General features: G+C 42.1%; 19 protein-coding genes and 1 riboswitch. Of the genes, 11 read left to right on the plus strand and 8 right to left on the minus strand.

The features are described 5' to 3' along the window. Nucleotides 1–2 precede the first annotated feature (2 nt). The 4 genes from NSS76_RS05505 to NSS76_RS05520 all read right to left on the minus strand — a co-directional run bounded on the left by NSS76_RS05505 (nt 3) and on the right by NSS76_RS05520 (nt 7,018). Nucleotides 3–860, minus strand: coding sequence for a GNAT family N-acetyltransferase (locus tag NSS76_RS05505; RefSeq protein WP_341081192.1), 858 nt, complete (start codon nt 858–860; stop codon nt 3–5). 134 nt (nt 861–994) lie between these two features. Continuing rightward, nucleotides 995–4,423 carry a methionine synthase gene (metH, locus tag NSS76_RS05510; protein WP_341081195.1) on the minus strand — a complete coding sequence of 1,143 codons (3,429 nt, stop codon included), beginning with the start codon at nt 4,421–4,423 and terminating at the stop codon, nt 995–997. Next, complete coding sequence (locus tag NSS76_RS05515) at nt 4,407–6,248, minus strand: bifunctional homocysteine S-methyltransferase/methylenetetrahydrofolate reductase (protein ID WP_341081198.1); 1,842 nt, start codon at nt 6,246–6,248, stop codon at nt 4,407–4,409. The genes metH and NSS76_RS05515 overlap by 17 nt, the downstream gene beginning before the upstream one ends. 78 nt (nt 6,249–6,326) lie before the next feature. Continuing rightward, nucleotides 6,327–6,445: riboswitch (SAM riboswitch) on the minus strand. 81 nt (nt 6,446–6,526) lie between these two features. Further along, nucleotides 6,527–7,018 (minus strand): YajQ family cyclic di-GMP-binding protein, encoded by a 492-nt coding sequence (locus NSS76_RS05520; protein ID WP_012009527.1) that lies wholly within the window; start codon nt 7,016–7,018, stop codon nt 6,527–6,529. A 225-nt stretch (nt 7,019–7,243) separates the two neighbouring features. Between NSS76_RS05520 and NSS76_RS05525 the strand changes: the two genes are divergently transcribed. From NSS76_RS05525 to NSS76_RS05535, 3 genes are all read left to right on the plus strand, one after another. Next, a complete protein-coding gene (locus tag NSS76_RS05525; RefSeq protein ID WP_025093387.1) occupies nt 7,244–8,092 on the plus strand; it encodes a CvfB family protein in 849 nt (282 codons plus the stop codon). A 146-nt stretch (nt 8,093–8,238) separates the two neighbouring features. Next, nucleotides 8,239–9,216, plus strand: a complete 978-nt coding sequence (locus NSS76_RS05530; protein ID WP_332284613.1) for a BMP family lipoprotein — start codon at nt 8,239–8,241, stop codon at nt 9,214–9,216. After that, a complete protein-coding gene (locus tag NSS76_RS05535) occupies nt 9,213–10,862 on the plus strand; it encodes a methyl-accepting chemotaxis protein (RefSeq protein WP_024425074.1) in 1,650 nt (549 codons plus the stop codon). The genes NSS76_RS05530 and NSS76_RS05535 overlap by 4 nt, the downstream gene beginning before the upstream one ends. Before the next feature lie 47 nt (nt 10,863–10,909). On the opposite strand, the gene NSS76_RS05540 is transcribed toward NSS76_RS05535, so the two are convergent. Continuing rightward, nucleotides 10,910–11,761 carry a DegV family protein gene (locus NSS76_RS05540; protein WP_341081204.1) on the minus strand — a complete coding sequence of 284 codons (852 nt, stop codon included), beginning with the start codon at nt 11,759–11,761 and terminating at the stop codon, nt 10,910–10,912. A 139-nt stretch (nt 11,762–11,900) separates the two neighbouring features. Here NSS76_RS05540 and NSS76_RS05545 point away from each other — a divergent pair, with 139 nt between their 5' ends. Both NSS76_RS05545 and NSS76_RS05550 read left to right on the plus strand, forming a co-directional pair. Further along, nucleotides 11,901–12,743, plus strand: coding sequence for a YitT family protein (locus tag NSS76_RS05545; protein ID WP_024425072.1), 843 nt, complete (start codon nt 11,901–11,903; stop codon nt 12,741–12,743). A 14-nt stretch (nt 12,744–12,757) separates the two neighbouring features. Then, a complete protein-coding gene (locus NSS76_RS05550; RefSeq protein WP_024425071.1) occupies nt 12,758–13,213 on the plus strand; it encodes a BsuPI-related putative proteinase inhibitor in 456 nt (151 codons plus the stop codon). Nucleotides 13,214–13,263: 50 nt separating this feature from the next. Here the strand turns inward: NSS76_RS05550 and NSS76_RS05555 are convergent, their stop codons facing one another. From NSS76_RS05555 to NSS76_RS05565, 3 genes are all read right to left on the minus strand, one after another. After that, nucleotides 13,264–13,455, minus strand: coding sequence for a DUF3813 domain-containing protein (locus NSS76_RS05555; RefSeq protein WP_024425070.1), 192 nt, complete (start codon nt 13,453–13,455; stop codon nt 13,264–13,266). After that, nucleotides 13,452–13,601: a hypothetical protein gene (locus NSS76_RS05560; RefSeq protein ID WP_024425069.1), complete on the minus strand. Its 150-nt coding sequence runs from the start codon at nt 13,599–13,601 to the stop codon at nt 13,452–13,454. Before NSS76_RS05560 ends, NSS76_RS05555 begins: the two co-directional genes overlap by 4 nt. 88 nt (nt 13,602–13,689) lie before the next feature. After that, entirely contained in the window at nt 13,690–14,502 is an 813-nt protein-coding gene (locus tag NSS76_RS05565; protein ID WP_024425068.1) for a Cof-type HAD-IIB family hydrolase, read from the minus strand. Between the two features lie 138 nt (nt 14,503–14,640). On the opposite strand from NSS76_RS05565, the gene NSS76_RS05570 reads away from it, so the two are divergent. The 6 genes from NSS76_RS05570 (at nt 14,641) to argJ (ending at nt 20,311) form a co-directional block, all read left to right on the plus strand. Further along, nucleotides 14,641–15,426 carry an alpha/beta fold hydrolase gene (locus NSS76_RS05570; protein WP_024425067.1) on the plus strand — a complete coding sequence of 262 codons (786 nt, stop codon included), beginning with the start codon at nt 14,641–14,643 and terminating at the stop codon, nt 15,424–15,426. A gap of 46 nt (nt 15,427–15,472) precedes the next feature. Beyond that, nucleotides 15,473–15,781 (plus strand): metal-sulfur cluster assembly factor, encoded by a 309-nt coding sequence (locus NSS76_RS05575; protein WP_024425066.1) that lies wholly within the window; start codon nt 15,473–15,475, stop codon nt 15,779–15,781. A gap of 121 nt (nt 15,782–15,902) precedes the next feature. Next, nucleotides 15,903–17,348, plus strand: coding sequence for an FAD-binding oxidoreductase (locus tag NSS76_RS05580; RefSeq protein WP_073204683.1), 1,446 nt, complete (start codon nt 15,903–15,905; stop codon nt 17,346–17,348). After that, a complete protein-coding gene (locus tag NSS76_RS05585; protein ID WP_056766139.1) occupies nt 17,345–17,893 on the plus strand; it encodes an MFS transporter in 549 nt (182 codons plus the stop codon). The genes NSS76_RS05580 and NSS76_RS05585 overlap by 4 nt, the downstream gene beginning before the upstream one ends. A gap of 137 nt (nt 17,894–18,030) precedes the next feature. Further along, nucleotides 18,031–19,068, plus strand: coding sequence for an N-acetyl-gamma-glutamyl-phosphate reductase (gene argC, locus NSS76_RS05590; RefSeq protein ID WP_025093394.1), 1,038 nt, complete (start codon nt 18,031–18,033; stop codon nt 19,066–19,068). 22 nt (nt 19,069–19,090) lie between these two features. Next, nucleotides 19,091–20,311 carry a bifunctional ornithine acetyltransferase/N-acetylglutamate synthase gene (argJ, locus tag NSS76_RS05595; RefSeq protein ID WP_341081211.1) on the plus strand — a complete coding sequence of 407 codons (1,221 nt, stop codon included), beginning with the start codon at nt 19,091–19,093 and terminating at the stop codon, nt 20,309–20,311. The last annotated feature ends 9 nt before the right edge of the window (nt 20,312–20,320 follow it).

Genomic DNA, 20,320 nt, shown 5'->3' on the forward strand with positions numbered 1-20,320 from the left:
TTTTAAGAAAATGCTTGAGAGGCAAGAAAATAGAAAAGGGCGGGATCATTTAGTTTTTCTTTCCCGCGAATCATCATAAAATGGGCTACGTTTGTTTTCGTAAATCCTGCTTCAACAAGTGTTTCATGCAGGCGTTCAGCAGTTTCTTCCTGCATATCTAAACGAATTGCCCCTGAATAAGACGAGATGAGTGATTGGATGAGCGAGAGAGCGGTTTGTTCATCGTTTGCTGTAAGCGGTCCAATCATTAGATTAGCAGGGGTTTCGATGCCAAATGCAAAGCCAGTTGTTTCATGATGCGCATTCTTTGCGATCAGCCGGAACGATGCTCGTTCCATTCGCTTTCTTATAAAGCTTGATCGATTGGTGCCTGCACCTTTTTCGTCAAGTGCTTCAATAGACGGAAGGTCCGCTTCATCAGCAGGAGAAAGGTGAATCCCGCCTGACACACGAAAAGCCGATGGATTCGTGGTCTGTGCTTTGTATGTATGAATATAGCCGGCCGTTTGAAATCCGATTTTTTCGTAAACGGGCTGTCCTTGTACAGTAGCAGTTAAAACGACAGGAACACTTTGATCGCTTCGGCGAAGCAGGGTGTCAATCATTTTCCGCGCAAGGCCTAAGCCGCGATGCGTCTCAGATACAATAACGGCACCAATTGATGCTGCTTTATCATATTGGAAAAGTCCCGCACATGAGATCACTTGTCCATCTGTTGTTGAAAAACCTGTAAAATATCCGTTTGTTAAAAGAGATGTAAGCTCATCTGCATTGTAATCAGGCCAGTCGACCTCTTTTGACAATGCGATAAGATCGGGTATGTCATCAAGTGTTAAAGTTCGTTGTACAACGTTTTCCAATACACGCAACTCCTTCTTAGCTGATTTCATCTATATGTATCGTACCATATGAAGGCATAAGAAAAAGGAAAAGGAAGATCCTTTTCCTCTCAGCGTGTATCAAATAAGAACTCCCAATGACGGAGGTTCTAGTCTTAATGAACATTAAAATATCGAGCTTCAGGGTGGGAAACGACGATCGCAGAAACAGATGCTTCAGGTTCCATCATGAATCCTTCTGTCAGATGGATGCCGATTTTTTCAGGCTGAAGCAGCTTGAACAGCTTTTCTTGGTCCTCAAGATTTGGACACGCTGGATAACCAAAGGAATAGCGCTGCCCTTGATATTTCGCTTGGAATCGTTTTTCCATTGTAAAATCGACTGGGTCAGGGAATCCCCATTTGTCACGAATCACTTGGTGGGTTCTTTCAGCCAATCCTTCTGCAAGCTCAAGTGCCAGAGCTTGGACAGCATGCATTTTTAAATAATCTCCTTCCTGCTTAAATTGCTGCGCGACTTCACGTATACGCGCGCCGGCTGTGACGGCGAATAAGGCAATATAATCTTTCTCGTTTTCATCACTTTTCCGTACATAATCAGAAATAGAGCGGTACGGGAGCTTCTCCTGCCTTGGAAATTGGAACGTTTCAATGATGCGGTCAGGTTCTTCGGGATCATAAATATGCAAATCATTTCCGTCTGAACTGGCAGGGAAGAATTGATACACAAATGCTGGCGCAAACCAGTTTTTCTCTCTGCCTTCGTTTAGAAGATCTGTGACAAGCTGTTTTAATTCCAATGCTTTTGGGTGCTGTTCAGCTAATAAGGTTTTGACCTTTCCCTTTAAACCGAGATGATGACCAATGAGCATTTGTTCATTCACATATGGCATAATATGATGCAAATCGATGTCCCTCACATAATGGCGTGCGGTATTTTCTGGCGTAAATACCGGTGCTTGCGGGAGGGCTGCGCGTTTTTCTAGTAGTTCAATGACAGCTTTCGGCTGCTTTCCTTCTTTTTCCTTGAAAGGTGCCGCTGGCTCTTCTGGCGGCTTTGTTTGAAATTGCAGTGGATTTGCTTTTAACTCATTGGCTAATGACAGTCCGTCCATAGCATCTTTTGCATAAAGAACAGGCCCATCATAATGAGGCGAAATTTTCATTTTTGTAAATTTACGAGAAAGGGCAGCACCGCCGACCAAAATAGGAACAGAAATGTTTGCTTTTTGTAAATCCTGAGCGGTTAGTACCATTTGCTGTGCGGACTTTACAAGTAAGCCTGATAATCCAATCATATCTGGTTTTTCCTTTTGCACAGCTTCAATCAATGTTTGAGGTGTCACCTTGATACCGAGGTCGACCACTTGAAAGCCATTATTGCTCAAAATGATGTCGACAAGGTTTTTCCCGATATCATGGACATCTCCTTTTACGGTCGCAAGAAGAATCTTTCCTTTCCCGCTTGCATGCTGCTTTTCCATATATTGCTCAAGAAACGAAACAGATGCTTTCATAACCTCTGCCGATTGAAGCACCTCGGCTACGATCAGTTCGTTTTGATTAAAAAGACGACCAACTTCAGCCATTCCCTGCATTAACGGGCCATTGATGATATGAAGCGGCGATTCATAATGCTCCAAAGCAAGGGATAGATCATCGATGAGACCTTCTTTCGTTCCCTCGACGACGTAGAGCGCCAGCCTTTCATCAAGTGATAAGGAGACCTTTGGTTTTTTCTCCGTTTTCTTTTTACCGCGGTAAAATTGGGTGAATTCAGCCAGTGTTTGATCATTTGTTTCATAAAGCAAGGTTTCAGCTAGTTTGATTTCTTCCTTTGGAATGGAAGCGAAGCGTTCAAGCTTTTCTGTATTGACAATGGCATAGTCAAGTCCTGCTTGCACGCAATGATATAAATAGACAGCATTTAAGATTTCTCTGCCAACAGGCGGAAGTCCGAAAGATACGTTGCTAATGCCTAAAATAGTGAGGCACTCAGGCAGGGTTTCCTTGATCATTTTAATGCCTTTGATTGTTTCTTCAGCGGCGCCAATATATTGCTCGTCTCCAGTGCCTACAGGAAAGACAAGCGGATCAAAAATGATGTCACTTGCGGGAATTCCATACTTCCTCGTTAGCAAATCGTGAGAACGTACAGCAATTTCAAGCTTTCGTTCTGCTGTCACGGCCATTCCTATTTCATCAATCGTGCCAACAACAAGTGCACCGCCATATAGCTTTACAAGAGGAAGAATCTCTTCAAAGCGTTCCTCGCCATCCTCAAGGTTGATGGAATTGATGATGGCTTTCCCTTGAGAATAGGTGAGTGCCTTTTCAATCACGTGTTTATCCGTTGAATCAATGACAAAAGGGGCTTTCACCTTTTTCATGGCTTCTTGTAAAAAGCCTTCCATGTCTGCTGCCTCATCACGGTCTGGGTCGGCGAGACACACATCAACGACGTGAGCGCCATTTTTCACTTGAGCACGAGCAATTTCTGCTGCTTCTTCAAACTTTTGTTCCGCAATGAGCCGTTTAAATTTGCGAGAACCAATGACATTGGTCCGTTCACCTACAAAAAGAGGACGCATCGAATCCTCATAAATAAGGGGCTCAATTCCTGATACGGTATGCTGCGGTGATTCGCGATTGATATGACGCGGCTGAAGCGTGCGTACTTCCTCTGACAATGCTTGAATATGCGCAGGTGTAGTCCCGCAGCAGCCGCCGACAATATTTAACCAGCCTTCCTTAGCAAAGGCGGCGATTTTCTTAGCTAGAGAGGCAGGGGATTCATGATATTGGCCTTCTTCATCTGGGAGACCAGCATTCGGATAGCAGCTCACCGCTGACTTTGCGATGGAGGAGAGCGTGCGGATGTGGTCTGTCATAAATTCTGGACCAGTCGCACAGTTAAGGCCCACACTGATGGGTTTCATATGCTCAAGAGAGATATAAAAGGCTTCAATATCCTGACCAGCAAGGGTGGTGCCCATCGGTTCAATCGTTCCTGATACCATGAGTGGTAATTGAATGCCCGTCTGCTGAAAGGCTTCTTGAATCCCTTTGAATCCAGCTTTTACATTCAGCATATCTTGGCTTGTTTCTAAAAGAAGGGCATCACACTTTCCGTCAATCAGAGCGCGGGCCTGCTCTTCATAGTTTCTGACGAGCTCACTGAAGGTTGTGCCGCCTGTCACAGATAATGTTTTCGTTGTTGGGCCCATTGCGCCTACAACAAAACGAGGCTGCTCCGGTGTGGAGAAACGGTCTGCTTCTGCCTTAGCCAGCTGCGCAGCTCGAACATTGAGTTCATAGGCAAGATGGCCAAGCCCATATTCATCAAGGACGAGCTCTGTCGCGCCGAACGTATTTGTTTCAATGAGGTCAGCATTTGCTTCGAGGTACTCCCTATGGATCTTAGAGATGATGTGAGGGGCTGTCACATTCAAATACTCGTTACAGCCCTCATACTCTTCTCCGCCAAAGTCCTCTGCTGTCAGGTTGGCGTTTTGAATCATTGTGCCCATTGCCCCATCAAAGACGAGGATGCGTTTTTTGAGCTGTTCAGTGATAGTTGACATGGATGTTAGACTCCTTTTCTTTCTGATGGATGTAGGTGGTCAGTTCTGCTGTTAAATCTGATCGAAGGAAAGGAGTAATTAAATAAATGCCATTAAACAATTCGCAGGCTGTATCTAATAAAGAGCGGGCAATCGCTAAGCCTTCTGCTCGCTGCTTTTCTTTATCCTCGCCAGCTTTGGCCATAATGTCACGAATAGAATCAGATAATTTGATGCCTGGAATTTCGTGATGAATAAACTCGGCATTTCGGCTGCTTGTTAATGGCATAATGCCGATGTAAATCTGTTTATCCAAGTGGCGGCTTTCCTCATGAATTTTCACAAGCTGTTCCTCAGAATAAACAGGCTGTGAAATAAAATAATCAGCACCGTATTCGATTTTTTTCTCAAGACGTTTGACTGCTTTATCAATATGGCGCACATTTGGATTAAACGCGCCAGCCACTGAAAAATTGGTCTTTTTGCCAAGAGGCTTTCCTGAGAAAGAAAGGCCTTCGTTAAATTGTTTGATGAGACGAATCAAATCAAAGGAGGTTAAATCATATACAGATGTTGCACCTGGGAAGTCTCCAATTTTAGATGGATCGCCTGTGATCGCTAAAATATCGGTTAATCCAAGGGTGTCGAGCCCCATTAAATGAGATTGAAGCCCAATCAAATTACGGTCGCGGCATGTGATATGAACAAGAGAACGCATATCAAGCTGCTGCTTTAATAATGCGCCGCAAGCGACATTGCTAATGCGCGGAGTCGCAAGAGAATTATCAGCTAACGTCAACGCATCAATGCCAGCATTCTTTAATTGATTTGCAGCAACGAGAAATCTTTCGAAGTTCAGCTTCTTCGGCGGATCGAGCTCTACGATAATCGAACGTTTTTTCACAGCCAGCTCATCAAGACCTGGTTCAGTGCGCTGATCTTGGATTGAAATGATTTCTTCTTTTAACACCTTTACTTCTTTTTCAGTGATCGGCGCTAAATCTTTGACCGCTTCAGCCATTGCGCTAATATGCTGGGGCGTTGTTCCGCAGCAGCCTCCGATAATACGTGCGCCCTGATTTCTAAATTCAAGTGCACTTTTTCGGAAATAATCGTTATCTGTATCATAGACGAGTCTGCCTGCTTCAAGAGAGGGGAGACTGCTGTTGGGATAGACAGATAAATGTGAATTTTCCAAAAGTGGAACGCCTTCGAGTGCCTGAATCATGTGATAAGGGCCCAGCCTGCAGTTGATGCCGACGACATCTGCACCAAGAGTTGATAACTCAGATAAACCATCACTCAGCGGGGTACCATCCTGCAAGACTCCTTGTTCATGCATAGAGACGTTCATGACAATCGGAAGAGTCGTTTCTTTGCGGGCAATTTGGAGAACAGCCTTTGCTTCTTCTATATCATAATACGTTTCAAGCAACAATCCGTCAGGCTCTTCATTTAATAGGATGTACAGCTGCTCTCTAAAGCTTCGTTTGATTTCTTCTATAGAGTAGGCATTTTTGTTAAACGTCCGAATGCCGCCAATTGTTCCGAGTACATAAGCAGAGCCTGCGGCTGCTTTTGCGATTTGTACTGCTTTTGTATTGATGCGTTTCGTTTCTTCCTCTAAGCCGTAGCGGGATAGTTTAATATAATTCGCGCCGTATGTGTTCGTTTGGATGATGTCAGCGCCAGCCTGCACATATGCTTCGTGCACGCGTTTCACTTCATCCTCTTTCGATAAATTTAATTCTTCAAAGCAGCGGTCAATGCCGTAAGAGTATAAAAGTGTTCCCATCGCTCCGTCAGCTATCAGTACGCGGTTTTGTAAGTCTTGTAATAGGCCCATTGTATTCCTCCTTATTTCTATGTAACAAAAAAAGCCTTCTGATAAGAAGAAGACTTTTTGGCTGTATCGTAATTCTTCTCCTTATCTTCCAAGCAGTTGCTTGCTGGATTTAGCACCTTGGTCATAGAAAATAGATTTCTACTACACCGGTTGCTGAGGCTTCACAGGGCCAGTCCCTCTGCCTCTCTTGATAAGAAAGCAATATGAACATGTCAATGAATTGAACTTCCATCAACTGTAACGAAAAATGCAGAAATAATCAATGGAAAATTTGAAATTTATCGAAAATTTATAAATTGGACATCAATCGGCAAATCAGCCTTGCGCATAAGAGAAATCACCTCTTGTAAATCATCTTTATTTTTCCCAGTCACACGCACTTGGTCATCTTGAAATTGTGATTTCACTTTGATACCAGACTGCTTGATAAGCGCGTTAATCTTTTTGGCGTTGTCTTGATCAATCCCGCTGATGAGCTTCGCACGCTGGCGCACTGTACCGCCTAGGGCATGCTCAGTTTTTCCATAATCGATATTTTTAGTTGGAACATTTCGTTTGATCAGTTTTGTCACAAGCACATCTTTTAGCTGCTCAAGTTTGAAGTCATCATCAGAGATGAGAACGAGCTCTTCTTTTTCGAGAGAAATATCACTTTTACTTCCTTTAAAATCATAACGGTTTTTAATTTCTTTCAGTGCTGCTTGAACAGCGTTTTGCACTTCAGGCAGTTCAACCTTCGATACAATGTCAAATGAGCTTTCTTTTGCCATCACACATGACCTCCAAGTTTAGATATTGCGTCTATTTTATCATGCAAATAGCAGAAGAAGAAAACTTTATCAAAGAGTACAGCCGCCAACCGTATAAATCGTGTCCAATTTGTCCACTTTAGCTAACAGAACTAGAGATGTTCATGCGGGGAGAAGTATAGTAGAATAGAGTGAATCAAAAGATGAACGAACGCTCTTTTATGGGCAGATAGGAAGGAAGAGAACATGAGACCAGGTGAGCAACTGACCTTGCAAATAGAGAATGAAATGGAATACGGCTACTTTTTGACAGACGGTGAAGATTCGGTCCTCTTACACCGCAGTGAAATGACAGAAGATATTGGTGACCGAGATGAAGTAGAGGTCTACTTATATGTAGATCATGAAGAAAGACTCGCTGCCACGATGAAAATACCTACAATTAACGCACATACATACGGCTGGGTAGAAGTCGTGGACGTGGTAGAAGACATGGGCGCATTTGTCGATGTTGGGCTGTCAAAGGATGCACTTGTTGCAACAGAACATCTCCCGCCTTTTGAGGAAGCATGGCCGAAAAAAGGAGACAAACTCTACTGTATGCTGAAAGTCACAAGCTACGGCAGAATGTTCGCAAAACCAGCCACAGAAGACGTGATCAGTGAATTGTTTACTGAGGCACCAGAAACCTTAATGAACAAAGAAATCACTGGAACCATTTATCGTTTAATTGCGACAGGTTCCTTTATGCTGACAGATACAGGCGTGCGAGGGTTTATTCACCGCACGGAACGAAAGGAAGAGCCAAGATTAGGATCGACCGTTACAGGACGCGTCATTGCAGTGAAAGAGGATGGAACCGTAAACGTTTCTCTGCTTCCTAGAAAACAGGATGCATTATCTGTCGATGCAGAAGAAATTTTAACCTATATGAGAACAAGAAATGGCGCCATGCCTTATGGAGACAAAAGTGATCCAGAGGATATCCGCGAAAGATTTCAAATGAGCAAGGCAGCCTTTAAACGAGCACTAGGTCATCTCATGAAAAATGATCTAGTTTACCAAAAAGAAGGCTGGACATACGAGAAAAAGTGAGCATTTGCTCACTTTTTTATTTTTGTCTTAAATAATGGATTTTTTCTATGAAAAAAGTCATGAAAAACCTTCACTATATCATTGAAACAACGCCCCTCAAATCCGATAAAAAAGGAGTAAGGATGATAAAAGGAGTGTGTTTTTGGATGAAAGTGAAAATATCATTACTTCTGATGGCAGCCATGCTTATGATGCTCGCCGCATGCGGTAATCAACAGGAAGGGGCGCCAAAATCAACTGCGAAGCATATTGGCGTTATGCTCACAGATGATGGTCTTGGTGATCAATCATTTAACGATTCATCATTTAAAGGATTAGAAAAAGCACGTGATGAGCTTGGCATTGAATTTGATTATAGAGAAATTGCAGAAACTGATACATATGAAAAAGGGCTGACAGAGCTCGTGAAAGATGGAAATGATCTCATCATTGGTGTAGGTTTCAGTATGCAAGAAGACCTAGAAAAAGTCGCGAAGAAATATCCGAAGAAGCAGTTCCTGCTTATTGATGCCGTATCTGAGCTGAAAAATGTGACCTCTGTGACGTTTAAAGAAGAGCAAGGCAGCTATTTAGCAGGAGCACTTGCTGCAATGACAACGAAAAGCGATGTCATTGGATTTGTTGGCGGTGTTGACGCAGATGTCATCCATCGTTTTGAAAAAGGATTTCAAAAAGGCGCTAAATCAGTCAATCCGAAAATTAAGATCTTATCCACCTATGCCGGTACGTTTAGTGATGCAGGCAAGGGGAGTAAAATAGCCAAAGACATGATCAAAAAGAAAGCAGACGTTCTATATGCCGCAGCCGGCTACTCAGGTGTCGGTGTATTAAAAGAAGCACAGTCACAGGGTAAATATGCTATTGGTGTAGACAGCGATCAGTACTATACTGCTGAAAAAGCGGTCATTTCGTCTATGGTGAAAAAAGTCGATGAAGTGGTATATCAATTCAGCGAACAGCTCGTTAAGAACAATCAAATGAAAAGCGGGCATGTTGTCTATGACTTAAGCAATGATGGAATCGATATGGCAAAAATCCGGGTTTTGAAAAATGCTGAGACATTGACTAAAAAATTAAATGGGCTGAAACAGACGCTTCTAAAAGAAGAGGGAGGCGCATCATGAGCTTACGCGTCAAAATTTTACTCAACTCACTTATCTCACTTCTTTTAGCAGTTGGCGTTATTGCCTTTATCATTGTCAGCATGACAAAAATCCAATCATCAAATGAGACAGATGTCCAAACCCTATTAAATGTACAAAAAACGAAGGCAGGCTTTGAAAGTGTCGAGCAAGCCATGACCAATTATTCGATGACACTCTCAGATGAACAGCTAGAGATCGTTCAAAACGATATTTCTACAGCAAAGAAACAGCTGCAAACGTTAAACAAACATGCAGGAAATATGAACAAAGAGGCATTAACTAGGTTAAATTCAAAATATGACACGTGGACCAAGGAAGCAAACAATGCCATTGGTGAAAAAAACGCATCGGATGCAAGACGTGTGGCAGCAAGAATTGATGGCGTTTTAAACGATGTGCATACGATGAATAAAAGGGCAGAAGAAGCGTATAAACAAAATCTAGAGGCTGCAGCAGACAATGTCCAATGGATTATCACAAGTGCACTCGTCTCAGCCCTCACACTAATTGTCATTGCTGTCTTTTTGAATATTGGATTAACACGATCCATCGTGACACCTATCAAATCATTATCCTACAGAGCAAAGCAGATCGCAGAAGGCAACCTTGCTGTGGAGCGGATGGATATTCAGCGTAAGGATGAAATCGGCGGCTTGAATGAATCCTTTAATCAAATGACCGAGCAGCTGATTAGTCTGATTAAAGAAATCAGCAATGTCTCAAGTCGAGTAGAGACATTCTCGATCCACCTGAATGATGAAAACAAAAAGATGATGGAGTCTGCGAATCAAGTATCTGTTTCGACAGACGAAATGGCCAATGGATCACAAGCGATTTCAGAAGATCTCCAGCACGGCGTCAGCTTGATTGAGAAAATGGACCAGCATGGACGTAAAAATTCCGAACGCTCACAAACGGTCATCCGCAGTACAGAGGATGCCATCGAAGCCGTAGAAAGCGGAAAGCACACGTTAACAGAAACAAAAAAAGCGATTGAAAAAAATACACATGCGACGAGACAAATCGAAGAATCAGCCGGAGAATTCACGCAATACGCCAGCGGAATCTCGGCCATGGCCAAAACGGTTTCTGACATTGCGGACCAAACAAACCTGCTTTCCTTAAACGCAGCCATTGAAGCGGCAAGAGCAGGCGAAGCTGGAAAAGGCTTTGCTGTTGTAGCGGATGAAATTCGCAAGCTTGCCGATGAATCGTCTAATGCAACAAGACAAATCTTTGACATGGTCAGTCATATTGAAAGAGGCATTCAATCCATTAGTCAAACGGTCCAAGAAGGGGTCAAGCTTTCACTTCAGCAGCAGGATGCGATGGACAAAACCTCACACTCCTTTGAAGATATAGAAACAAAAGCGCAGCATATTAAACAAGAAATGGCGGTCTTAAATGACCAAATTATGCAATCAACAGAACTTGGCGGACAAGTGCTGCACTCGATTGAAAATATTAGTGCAGTGGTAGAAGAAACAGCAGCTGGCAGCGAAGAAATTTCTGCCTCAGCCAATGAACAGCTGCAATCGTTCCATCAAATGAACAAACAGGTCGAAGAATTGATGAGTATGACGGCGAGGTTAAATGAAACCGTGCAGCGATTTAAACTTTCATAAGAAAAGCACCCTTCCCGTGTTGAGTCAGGGAAGGGTGCTTTTTCTGATCATTTGCCTGTAAAAAAGATCGCAAGCGTACTAGGTCCTGAATGGGACCCAACAGCGGCGCCGATGATCTGAATATCAATTTCCTTTGGATGAAATTCGGCTTCGATCAGCTGTTTCATGTCTTCCGCCAGTGCAGCATCATCACCATGACTAATACCAACCGTTTGGTTCGACCAATCCGTTCCGCGTTCTTTCATTAGTTCAATAATGCGTTTTAGCAGCTTTTTACGTCCGCGGATTTTTTCAAGCGGGATGAGTTTTCCATCTTCGACATGTAAAATGGGCTTAATGCTTAACAAACCGCCAACAAATGCGGACGCTTTACTGATTCTTCCGCCTCTTGCTAAATACGATAAATCGTCTACAGTAAAAATATGTTGTAAAGATTCACAAAAATGCTTTACAGACGTTTCAATTTCTTGTATTGTATTTCCGTCAATGGCAAGTGATTGAGCGTGTTTGACAGCAAGCCCATAGCCGAGTGAAGCGCATTTAGAATCAATGATTCGTAAATCAAAATCAGGGTATTCTTCCTTCACTTCGTTTGCCATCATCACAGCTGTCTGGTATGTACCTGAAAGCTCTGATGAAAAAGCGACATAGATGGCAGATGTATGGGTTTGAGCGGCGGAAACAAAGGTTTCCTTGATCCGGTTTGGTGAAGCCTGTGACGTTTTTGGACTGGCTCCTTGTCTCATCGCATCAAATACTTGTTTTGGTTCAATGGTGATCAAATCCTCAAATTCCTGCTCGCCAAGTAACACGCGTAGCGGAATGAGCGTTATGTTATGTTCATCATAATAAGAAAGAGGCAGATCAGCAGCACTGTCTGCTATGATATGAACAGTCATATAAATCCCTTCTTTCTAAAAAATAAGCCATATTTTACATCTTTTTAGCCTAACTATATCATAGAAATCATCTTTTCGTGTTCAAATTCTAAATTTTAGGGAAAACCATAGAGAGAATGGTAAGTGGAGGAATGACAACATGTTCATTGGAGAAGCAAAAAAACTCATTGTCGTCGTTATTGGTGCATTACTCAATGCGATTGGACTGAATTTATTCTTAATCCCAGCTGACGTATATGCGAGCGGTTTTACAGGGGTAGCCCAGCTGTTATCCAGCTTAATCGATCAATATGCGCCATTTTATGTATCAACAGGGATTCTATTATTTATTTTGAACATTCCAGTCGGCATTTTAGGCTGGATGAAAGTTGGCCGTTCCTTTACTTTGTACAGCATCATCAGTGTTGCACTGACGACCATTTTCCTTGGCATTTTACCAGAAACGAGTGTTTCCCACGATATTTTATTAAATGCTGTGTTTGGCGGTGTCATATCCGCAGTAGGGATTGGAATCACGCTCAAATACGGGGCTTCGACAGGCGGACTTGACATTGTTGCTATGGTTTTAGCGAAATGGAAGGATAAACCAGTTGGCACGTATTTCTTCATTTTAAATGGAATCATCATTTTTACAGCAGGATTATTACAAGGTTGGGAGAAAGCATTATATACCCTTGTCACATTATATGTGACCACAAGGGTCATTGATGCCATCCATACAAGACATGAGAAGCTGACCGCGATGATTGTCACGAAGAAAGCAGATGAAATCAAAGAAGCCATTTATGGAAAAATGGTCAGAGGCATTACGACTGTACCTGCAAAAGGCGCATTCACCAACGAACAAAAGGAAATGATGGTGATCGTCATTACAAGGTATGAGCTATATGAACTTGAACAAATTATTAAAGAAGTCGATCCAAAAGCCTTTACAAATATTGTGCAGACAACCAATATTCTTGGATTTTTCAGACGAGATTAAAAGGTGGGTAGCAGATGAAAAAAGGGTTGGTGCTTCTTCTCATTCTATTGTTTTTAGCCGCTTGTGGACAACAAAAAAAGGATGAACCAGACAAGGAGGTATCCGGTCAAATGGGAGAAAAAACGGTTGAGCTCACAGTAGACCCCGTCCAGAAAGGTTCTTCAGTTCAATTTAACATGTCACTGAAAAATGAATCAGATCGAGATTTTGAATTTACCTTTAACACAAGCCAAAAATTCGAGCTTAGTGTGTATGACGAAAACGGGAATGAACAATACCGCTATTCGAAAGACCGTATGTTCACACAGGCCATCCAAACTTTTGTGCTGAAAAAAGGCGAGGCCTATGATTTTCAAGATACATGGTCAAACGGTGTAAAGCCCGGAACATACGAAGCAGTCGTAACGTTTAAAGGAAAAGCAGAAGGGCTGAAACAAATCACGGAGAAGAAAACATTCCAAGTCAAATAAGTGCAGGAATCAGAAAAAGCTGTCCATCTATTGTGGACAGCTTTTTTATGTTAGAGATCATCGAGCAAGTCTTGGAAGGTATGCAGCTGGTTTCTTTCTGCATCTGTCGAATTGGCAAATGCAGACGATACGGCGTTTTTCGCCCGTTTCACTGCCTGCTGACGCTCTAACCCAGATGAAAATGAAGAAGTAAGAGCTTCTTCAGTAAACGATTTGGCTTGATCAAAAAGTTCGTTTCTCACAATGAACCTCCAGAAGCATCAGTCTTCATATTCCCTCTGTCTGACGCTTCTTCAAGTGTCGAACGATAAGGAAAACGTGCGTCATGAAGACTGACTGAATCTTTACCTTGTTGTATAAAGCGTTTCGATTTGCTTCTTTTACCCATTCGGAATCCGCCCCTTTACACAAGCTGACAGGACAACCTGTCTAACGGTAGTATGCCCGCTTCCATCTGCTATGTATGAATGGAAAAATTAAAGCGAGAAGTAATTCGTTAGAAACTTTGCAATTCCGTCTTGTTCATTTGTATCAGTGACTTCATTTGAGACACGTTTCACGGCATCAATTCCGTTGCCCATTGCTACACCGCAACCAGCAAATTCAAGCATTTCTAAATCATTGTCTTCATCTCCAAATGCCACAATCCTCTCCTTAGGAACACCGTAATAATCACTGATCTTTTGCAGTCCAACGGCTTTGTTCATGCCTGTTTTAATGATTTCAATCACGTGCCACGGGGCAGCCCAGCGCCTGTGATCAATCACTTCTGCATGAACATCTGATAAATAGCTTCGAATGGCTCCGACGTCCTCTTCTTTTGCATGAATTAACACGCTCGTCACATTCTCTCCAAGGTTGTCCCTAAGGTCTCCAACGGTGACTTTGTTTGCATTCATATTAAAGATATCAATGAGTTTTTCATCATGATAATGGAAATACAAATCGTCTAACACTTCAGCCAACACATTGTGCACTTTATACTCTTCACTAATGTCTACAAGCTGTTTGACCACTTGAAGATCAAGTGACGTATGAAATCTGCCCCATTTTTCATCAAGAGGATGATGGACAAACGCTCCGTTAAAATTCACAATGGGTGAATCAAGCTGTAATTGCTGATAATAAGGAGAGCTGGATCGAAATGGCCGGCCTGTTGATATACAGACGTGATGACCGCTGTCTCTCACTTTTTGAATGACGTCAAGTGTGTGCGCAGAAATGGTTTTATCATCTTTTAATAATGTGCCATCCAGGTCAAGTGCGATTAGATAAGGTTTAGTCTCCATAAAATCTCCTTTGATCTGTAAGTGATAGGAGGCAATTTCATGTTAGCGCCTCTTTCTATAGTGTATCTTTATCACATCTTTGTTGTCTACATGTTAAAATAAACAAAGACGGGAATGATAAAGGAGGATTCATAGGCTGTGATCACCATTGATGAGCAAATTACGCGCGATATTCCATTTTTACATATCGTAAAAGCTGAAAATAAAGACAAACCGCTGCCGCTTGTATTTTTTATTCATGGATTTACAAGTGCACGCGAGCATAATTTACACTTCGCCTTCCATTTGGCGGAAAAAGGCATGAGAGTCATTTTGCCTGACTGTGCTTATCATGGTGTAAGGTCAGAAAACCTCAGCTTAGAGGAACTGGCATCAAAGTTCTGGGAAATTGTGCTGAACGAAATTCGTGAAATCGATATACTTAAAACATACTTTCAAGAAAAACAATTGATTGAAGCCGATCTGATAGGCGTTGCGGGTACATCCATGGGCGGCATCACCACCTTTGGTGCACTTGCCAAACATGATTGGATCAAAGCCGCTGTCAGCTTGATGGGAAGTCCAAACTATACGACGTTTCTAAAAGCACAAATCATGGACATGCGTCACAAAGGGTTAATGAAAGACATTACAGACGAAGAGGTTCATCTGCAATTAGACGCCTTGCGCCCATATGATTTAACGCTGCAAACGGATCGATTAAACAAAAGACCGCTCTTATTCTGGCATGCAGAAAATGATCCTGTCGTCCCTTACCGGCACGCAAAATCCCTATATGATGAGTTAGCGGCCACACAATATAAGCAGGATCCGCATCTGATTCGCTTTATTACTGATGGACAAGCAGGCCATAAAGTCTCAAGACAAGCGATGTTTGAAACGATTGATTGGTTTGTGACACATCTGAAAAGCACAAACGTTTAGTCAGAAGAAAAAGTACGTTATACTAATGGAAAAAGGAGTGGATATCATGGATGAAGCATTGAAAGAAAATATTTTAGGCGCCCTAGAACAGGTGATTGACCCTGAGCTGAATGTCGACATCGTCAACCTTGGACTTGTCTATGATGTCGATCTTGATGAGAATGGAAAAGCGGATATCACCATGACCTTAACATCAATGGGTTGTCCTCTTGCACCAATTATCGTGGATGAAGTCAAAAAAGCATTAAGTGATCTTCCAGAAGTAAAAGAAACAGAAGTTCACATCGTATGGAATCCGCCTTGGACACGAGACAAAATGTCAAGATACGCAAAAATTGCGCTCGGTATTCAATAAGCAAAATGAAAAATGCCTGGTATGAGTTGAACTCATGCCAGGTTTTTTTATGAAAAATTAAGATGGAGGAAGAGTGTAGCTTGATATAATGGATGTAATTTTATAGAACGGAGTACCTATCATGAAACGAAAATGGCTATGGATCGTTCTTTTGATCGTATATGCTGCTGCATTTTGTGCATCAATCACCATACGAGAAGGCAAGGCACACAAAAAACAGGACCTTGAGGCTTTTACAGATGTCAGTCATCTCATGCCTGTCAAAATCAAAAAAGTTGTTCAAGGAAAAGAAATAGACACGTTAAAAGAAGTATTAAAAGAAGCAAAAGCAAAACACCTGCCGATTTCTATTGCCGGTAAACAGCATAGCATGGGCGGCCACACATATTATGAAAACGGCATCGTGCTCGATATGACGGAATACCGCCAGATTTTAGCGTTTGATCCAAAGAAGAAAACGATTCGGGTTCAAAGCGGCGCTACATGGGATGATATACAAAAATATGTGAATCCATACGGTCTTGCTGTGAAGGTAATGCAATCGCAAAATATCTTTACAATTGGCGGATCTTTAAGTGCAAACGCACATGGACGTGACATTCGCTACGGGTCACTCATTGATACAGTACGTTCCTTTAGGCTGTTAAAAGCAGACGGAGAGATTATCACGGTGAAACCAGGCGATGATTTATTTACTGCTGTCATTGGGGGATACGGGTTGTTCGGTGTCATTTTAGATGCTGAGCTATCTTTAACAAAAGATGAACTATATAAAATGGAGACAACCTCTCTGGGTTACGATGAGTATACGGAATATTTTCAAAAGCATGTCAACCACAATAAAGAAGTACGCATGCATCTTGCCAGAATCTCCACAGCAAAAACAAACTTTTTGAAAGAGATGTATGTGACGAATTATTCTCTCACTTCAGATCAAGAAATCGAATCATATCAAGAGCTTAAGGAAGATCAACTCGTCATGCCATTAAAATTTATGCTCGGCCTTTCAAGAAGATTTGATATGGGGAAAGATCTGCTCTGGAATTTGCAAAAGAAGTATTTCCTAAGTCAAAATGATCAGCTGATCACAAGAAACAATGTGATGCGGTCTGATTCAGCCTTTTTAGAATATGAAAATGAGTCAGACACGGATGTGCTGCAGGAATATTTCGTCCCAGTTGACCGTTTTCGTGCGTACATCGATGACATGAGAGCCTTTTTACAACAGGAAGATTTGAATCTAATGAATATCACAATACGCTATGTTCAAAAAAATGAAAAAGCGGATCTCTCATATGCGAAACAAGATATGTTTGCCCTCGTGCTTTTAGTGAATTACGGGTTTGAAAAAGGAGAGAAAGCGGAAGCAGAGCGGATCATTCGAAAAATGACAGATATCACGCTGCGGCACGATGGAAGCTATTACTTACCGTACATGCCTTATCAAACGAAGGCGCAAATGAAGAGGGCTTACCCTAAAACTGATGTATTTTTCCAAAAGAAAAAACAAGCAGATCCAGATGGTACGTTTACCAACTACTTTTATGAGAGGTACAATACACAATGAATGCAAAAGCAATGAAATGGTTTGTCTACTCACAAAGTCTGCTGTTTTTCGCCAGCAGTTTGATATTTCCTTTTTACATTCTTTTTATTAAAAATGTTGGATCAAGCTATTCACAGTTTGGACTCGCCTATGGTCTGTTTGGTTTAAGCGGTGCGTTTATTCATTTACTATTAGGGAAACTACCAGAAACCACCGACAGGAGGATCTTTTTAATCATTCATTCGTTTGGTATGGCGTTTCTTTTACTGCTTTTTCCGCATATAACAGAAGTGGGGCAAGTGTATATAATCCAGCTTGCACTTGGTGCACTTGGCGGCTTTCAAAAACACGGGGAGAAATTGCTTGTTACTGATCTCACAACAGAGAACAAACGAATGAAAGAAGTCGGTCACTATCATTTTTGTACAGCCCTATTTTCATCCATTGCCATTATGCTTGGCGGCCTGTTTGCTGATTTCTTTACCGTTTACTTCATTTTTTATGCAAGCTCCATATTATATTTATGCAGTGCACTCATGGTCCTCTATATCAAAAACGAAAGATAAATCCGCATGTCTCATGAAGATATGCGGTTTTTTTGTTGAAAAAAAATGAAAACAAATATTAAATATACAATTGAATTAATTTTTATACATGTTATAATGTTAAATAATTTCACAAAGATCAAGAGGGTGTATTGACGTTGAAAATAGGTATTATAGGTGCTACAGGGTACGGTGGTGCGGAATTGGTTCGTATCTTCAAGCATCACCCGCATGTGGAGGAATGTATATTGTATTCATCAAGTGGTGATGGGCAATCATACAGTCAATCTTATCCGCATCTGACAACGATTACTGACCAAACATTAAAAGCCATTGACCCGGCTGCCATTGTGCGAGAGACAGATGCTGTGTTTTTAGCGACACCAGCAGGCGTATCAAGTGAACTGACGCCAAAGCTTATGAATCAAGGAGTGCCGATCATTGATTTATCAGGTGATTTGCGCATTCAAGATGGAGCAACCTATGAAGCATGGTATAAACGAAGGGCAGCGGATACAGCATCTGTTCAACAAGCGGTGTACGGTTTATCCGAACTGAATCGTGACAAAATTCAACAGGCTGAAGTGATTGCCAACCCGGGCTGCTTTCCTACCGCAGTTCTTCTCGGTTTAGCACCGCTCATCAAACAGAATGTCATCGATGAATCCATGATTATAATAGATGCAAAAACAGGGGTGTCCGGTGCCGGACGATCTGCCTCACTTGGCACGCATTTTTCAGAACTAAACGATAACTTTAAAATTTATAAGGTGAATGAGCATCAGCATACGCCAGAAATAGAGCAAATATTAAGAGAATGGAATCCACAGACGGCGAACGTCACATTTTCTACGCACCTTGTCCCGATGACAAGAGGGATTATGGCGACGATGTATACACAATTAAAAACAGATGTCACAAAAGAAGAATTGATGAAGCGAATGAAAGACTTTTATGAAGATTCCTATTTTGTCAGAGTGAGAGATCACGGCGTTTATCCACAAACGAAAGAAGTATACGGCAGTAACTTCTGTGATATTGGCTTTCATTTAGATGAGCGAACAGGGAGACTGACAATCGTGTCGGTCATAGACAATCTCATGAAAGGTGCGGCCGGTCAAGCGGTTCAAAACTTCAACATCATCAAAGGCTTACATGAAGAGGCGGGCCTCACAATGACACCTCTTTATCCATAAGAGAACAGGGGAGACAACAAACATGATCGAATTGAATGAAAAAAGCATTGTCAAAATAGACGGTGACGTATCATCACCAAAAGGCTTTGAAGCAAAGGGGATTCACATTGGCTTGCGCTATTCAAAAAAAGACCTTGGCCTCATCGTCAGCGAAGTACCAGCAGTAAGTGCAGCGGTCTACACACAAAGTCACTTTCAAGCTGCGCCTCTCAAAGTCACACAACAAAGCTTAAAAAAGACAGGACAATTAAAAGGTGTCATTGTCAATAGTGCCATCGCCAATGCATGTACTGGTGAGCAGGGATTAAAAGACGCATACGACATGCAGGCAGCCTGTGCAGATATGTTAGGTGTAGCACCTGATTATATTGCTGTTTCTTCTACAGGTGTCATTGGGGAATGTCTTGAGATGGATAAAATCAAAAAGGGCATCGTCGAGTTAAAAGAAGCAAAAGCCGAAAAAGGCCATTTTGAAGAAGCGATCTTAACGACAGATACTGTCATTAAAAATACAGCATACACCCTTACGATAGACGGAAAAGAGATCATCATTTCAGGCGCAGCGAAAGGCTCTGGCATGATTCACCCGAACATGGCGACAATGCTTGGCTTTGTCACAACAGATGCACATGTCGAACAGGAAGCCTTACAGCAAGCGCTTCGTGACATTACGGATGTGACCTTTAATCAAATTACCGTCGATGGAGAAACTTCGACAAACGATATGGTGCTTGTGATGGCAAATGGAATGGCACAAAACGATGTACTCAATGAAGAGCATCCAGAGTGGCCATTGTTTAAAGAAGGATTAAAACTAGCTTGCGAGGATTTAGCCAAAGAGATTGCGAGAGATGGAGAAGGCGCAACCAAATTAATTGAAGCAAAAGTTGCTGGTGCTAAAAATAACTTGGAAGCCGGCATCATTGCAAAAAAAATCGTTGGTTCAAGTCTTGTTAAAACCGCCGTATATGGTACAGATGCCAACTGGGGACGAATCGTTGGAGCCATTGGTCATAGCGCAGCTTCCGTCACACCGGAAGAGGTAGAAGTCTATTTAGGCGGACAATGTTTATTCAAACACAATGAACCGCAGCGATTCTCAGAAGAGGAAGCAAAAGCATATCTAGAGCAGGATGAGATTACGATTTTCATTCAAATGAGTGAGGGGAATGGTGAGGCTGCAGCATGGGGCTGTGATCTTACCTATGATTATGTGAAAATTAACGCGAGCTATCGCACATAAAGAAGGAGA

It is taken from the genome of Bacillus sp. FSL R5-0654 (genome assembly GCF_038008745.1).
Taxonomy (GTDB): Bacteria; Bacillota; Bacilli; order Bacillales; family Bacillaceae; genus Bacillus; species Bacillus safensis.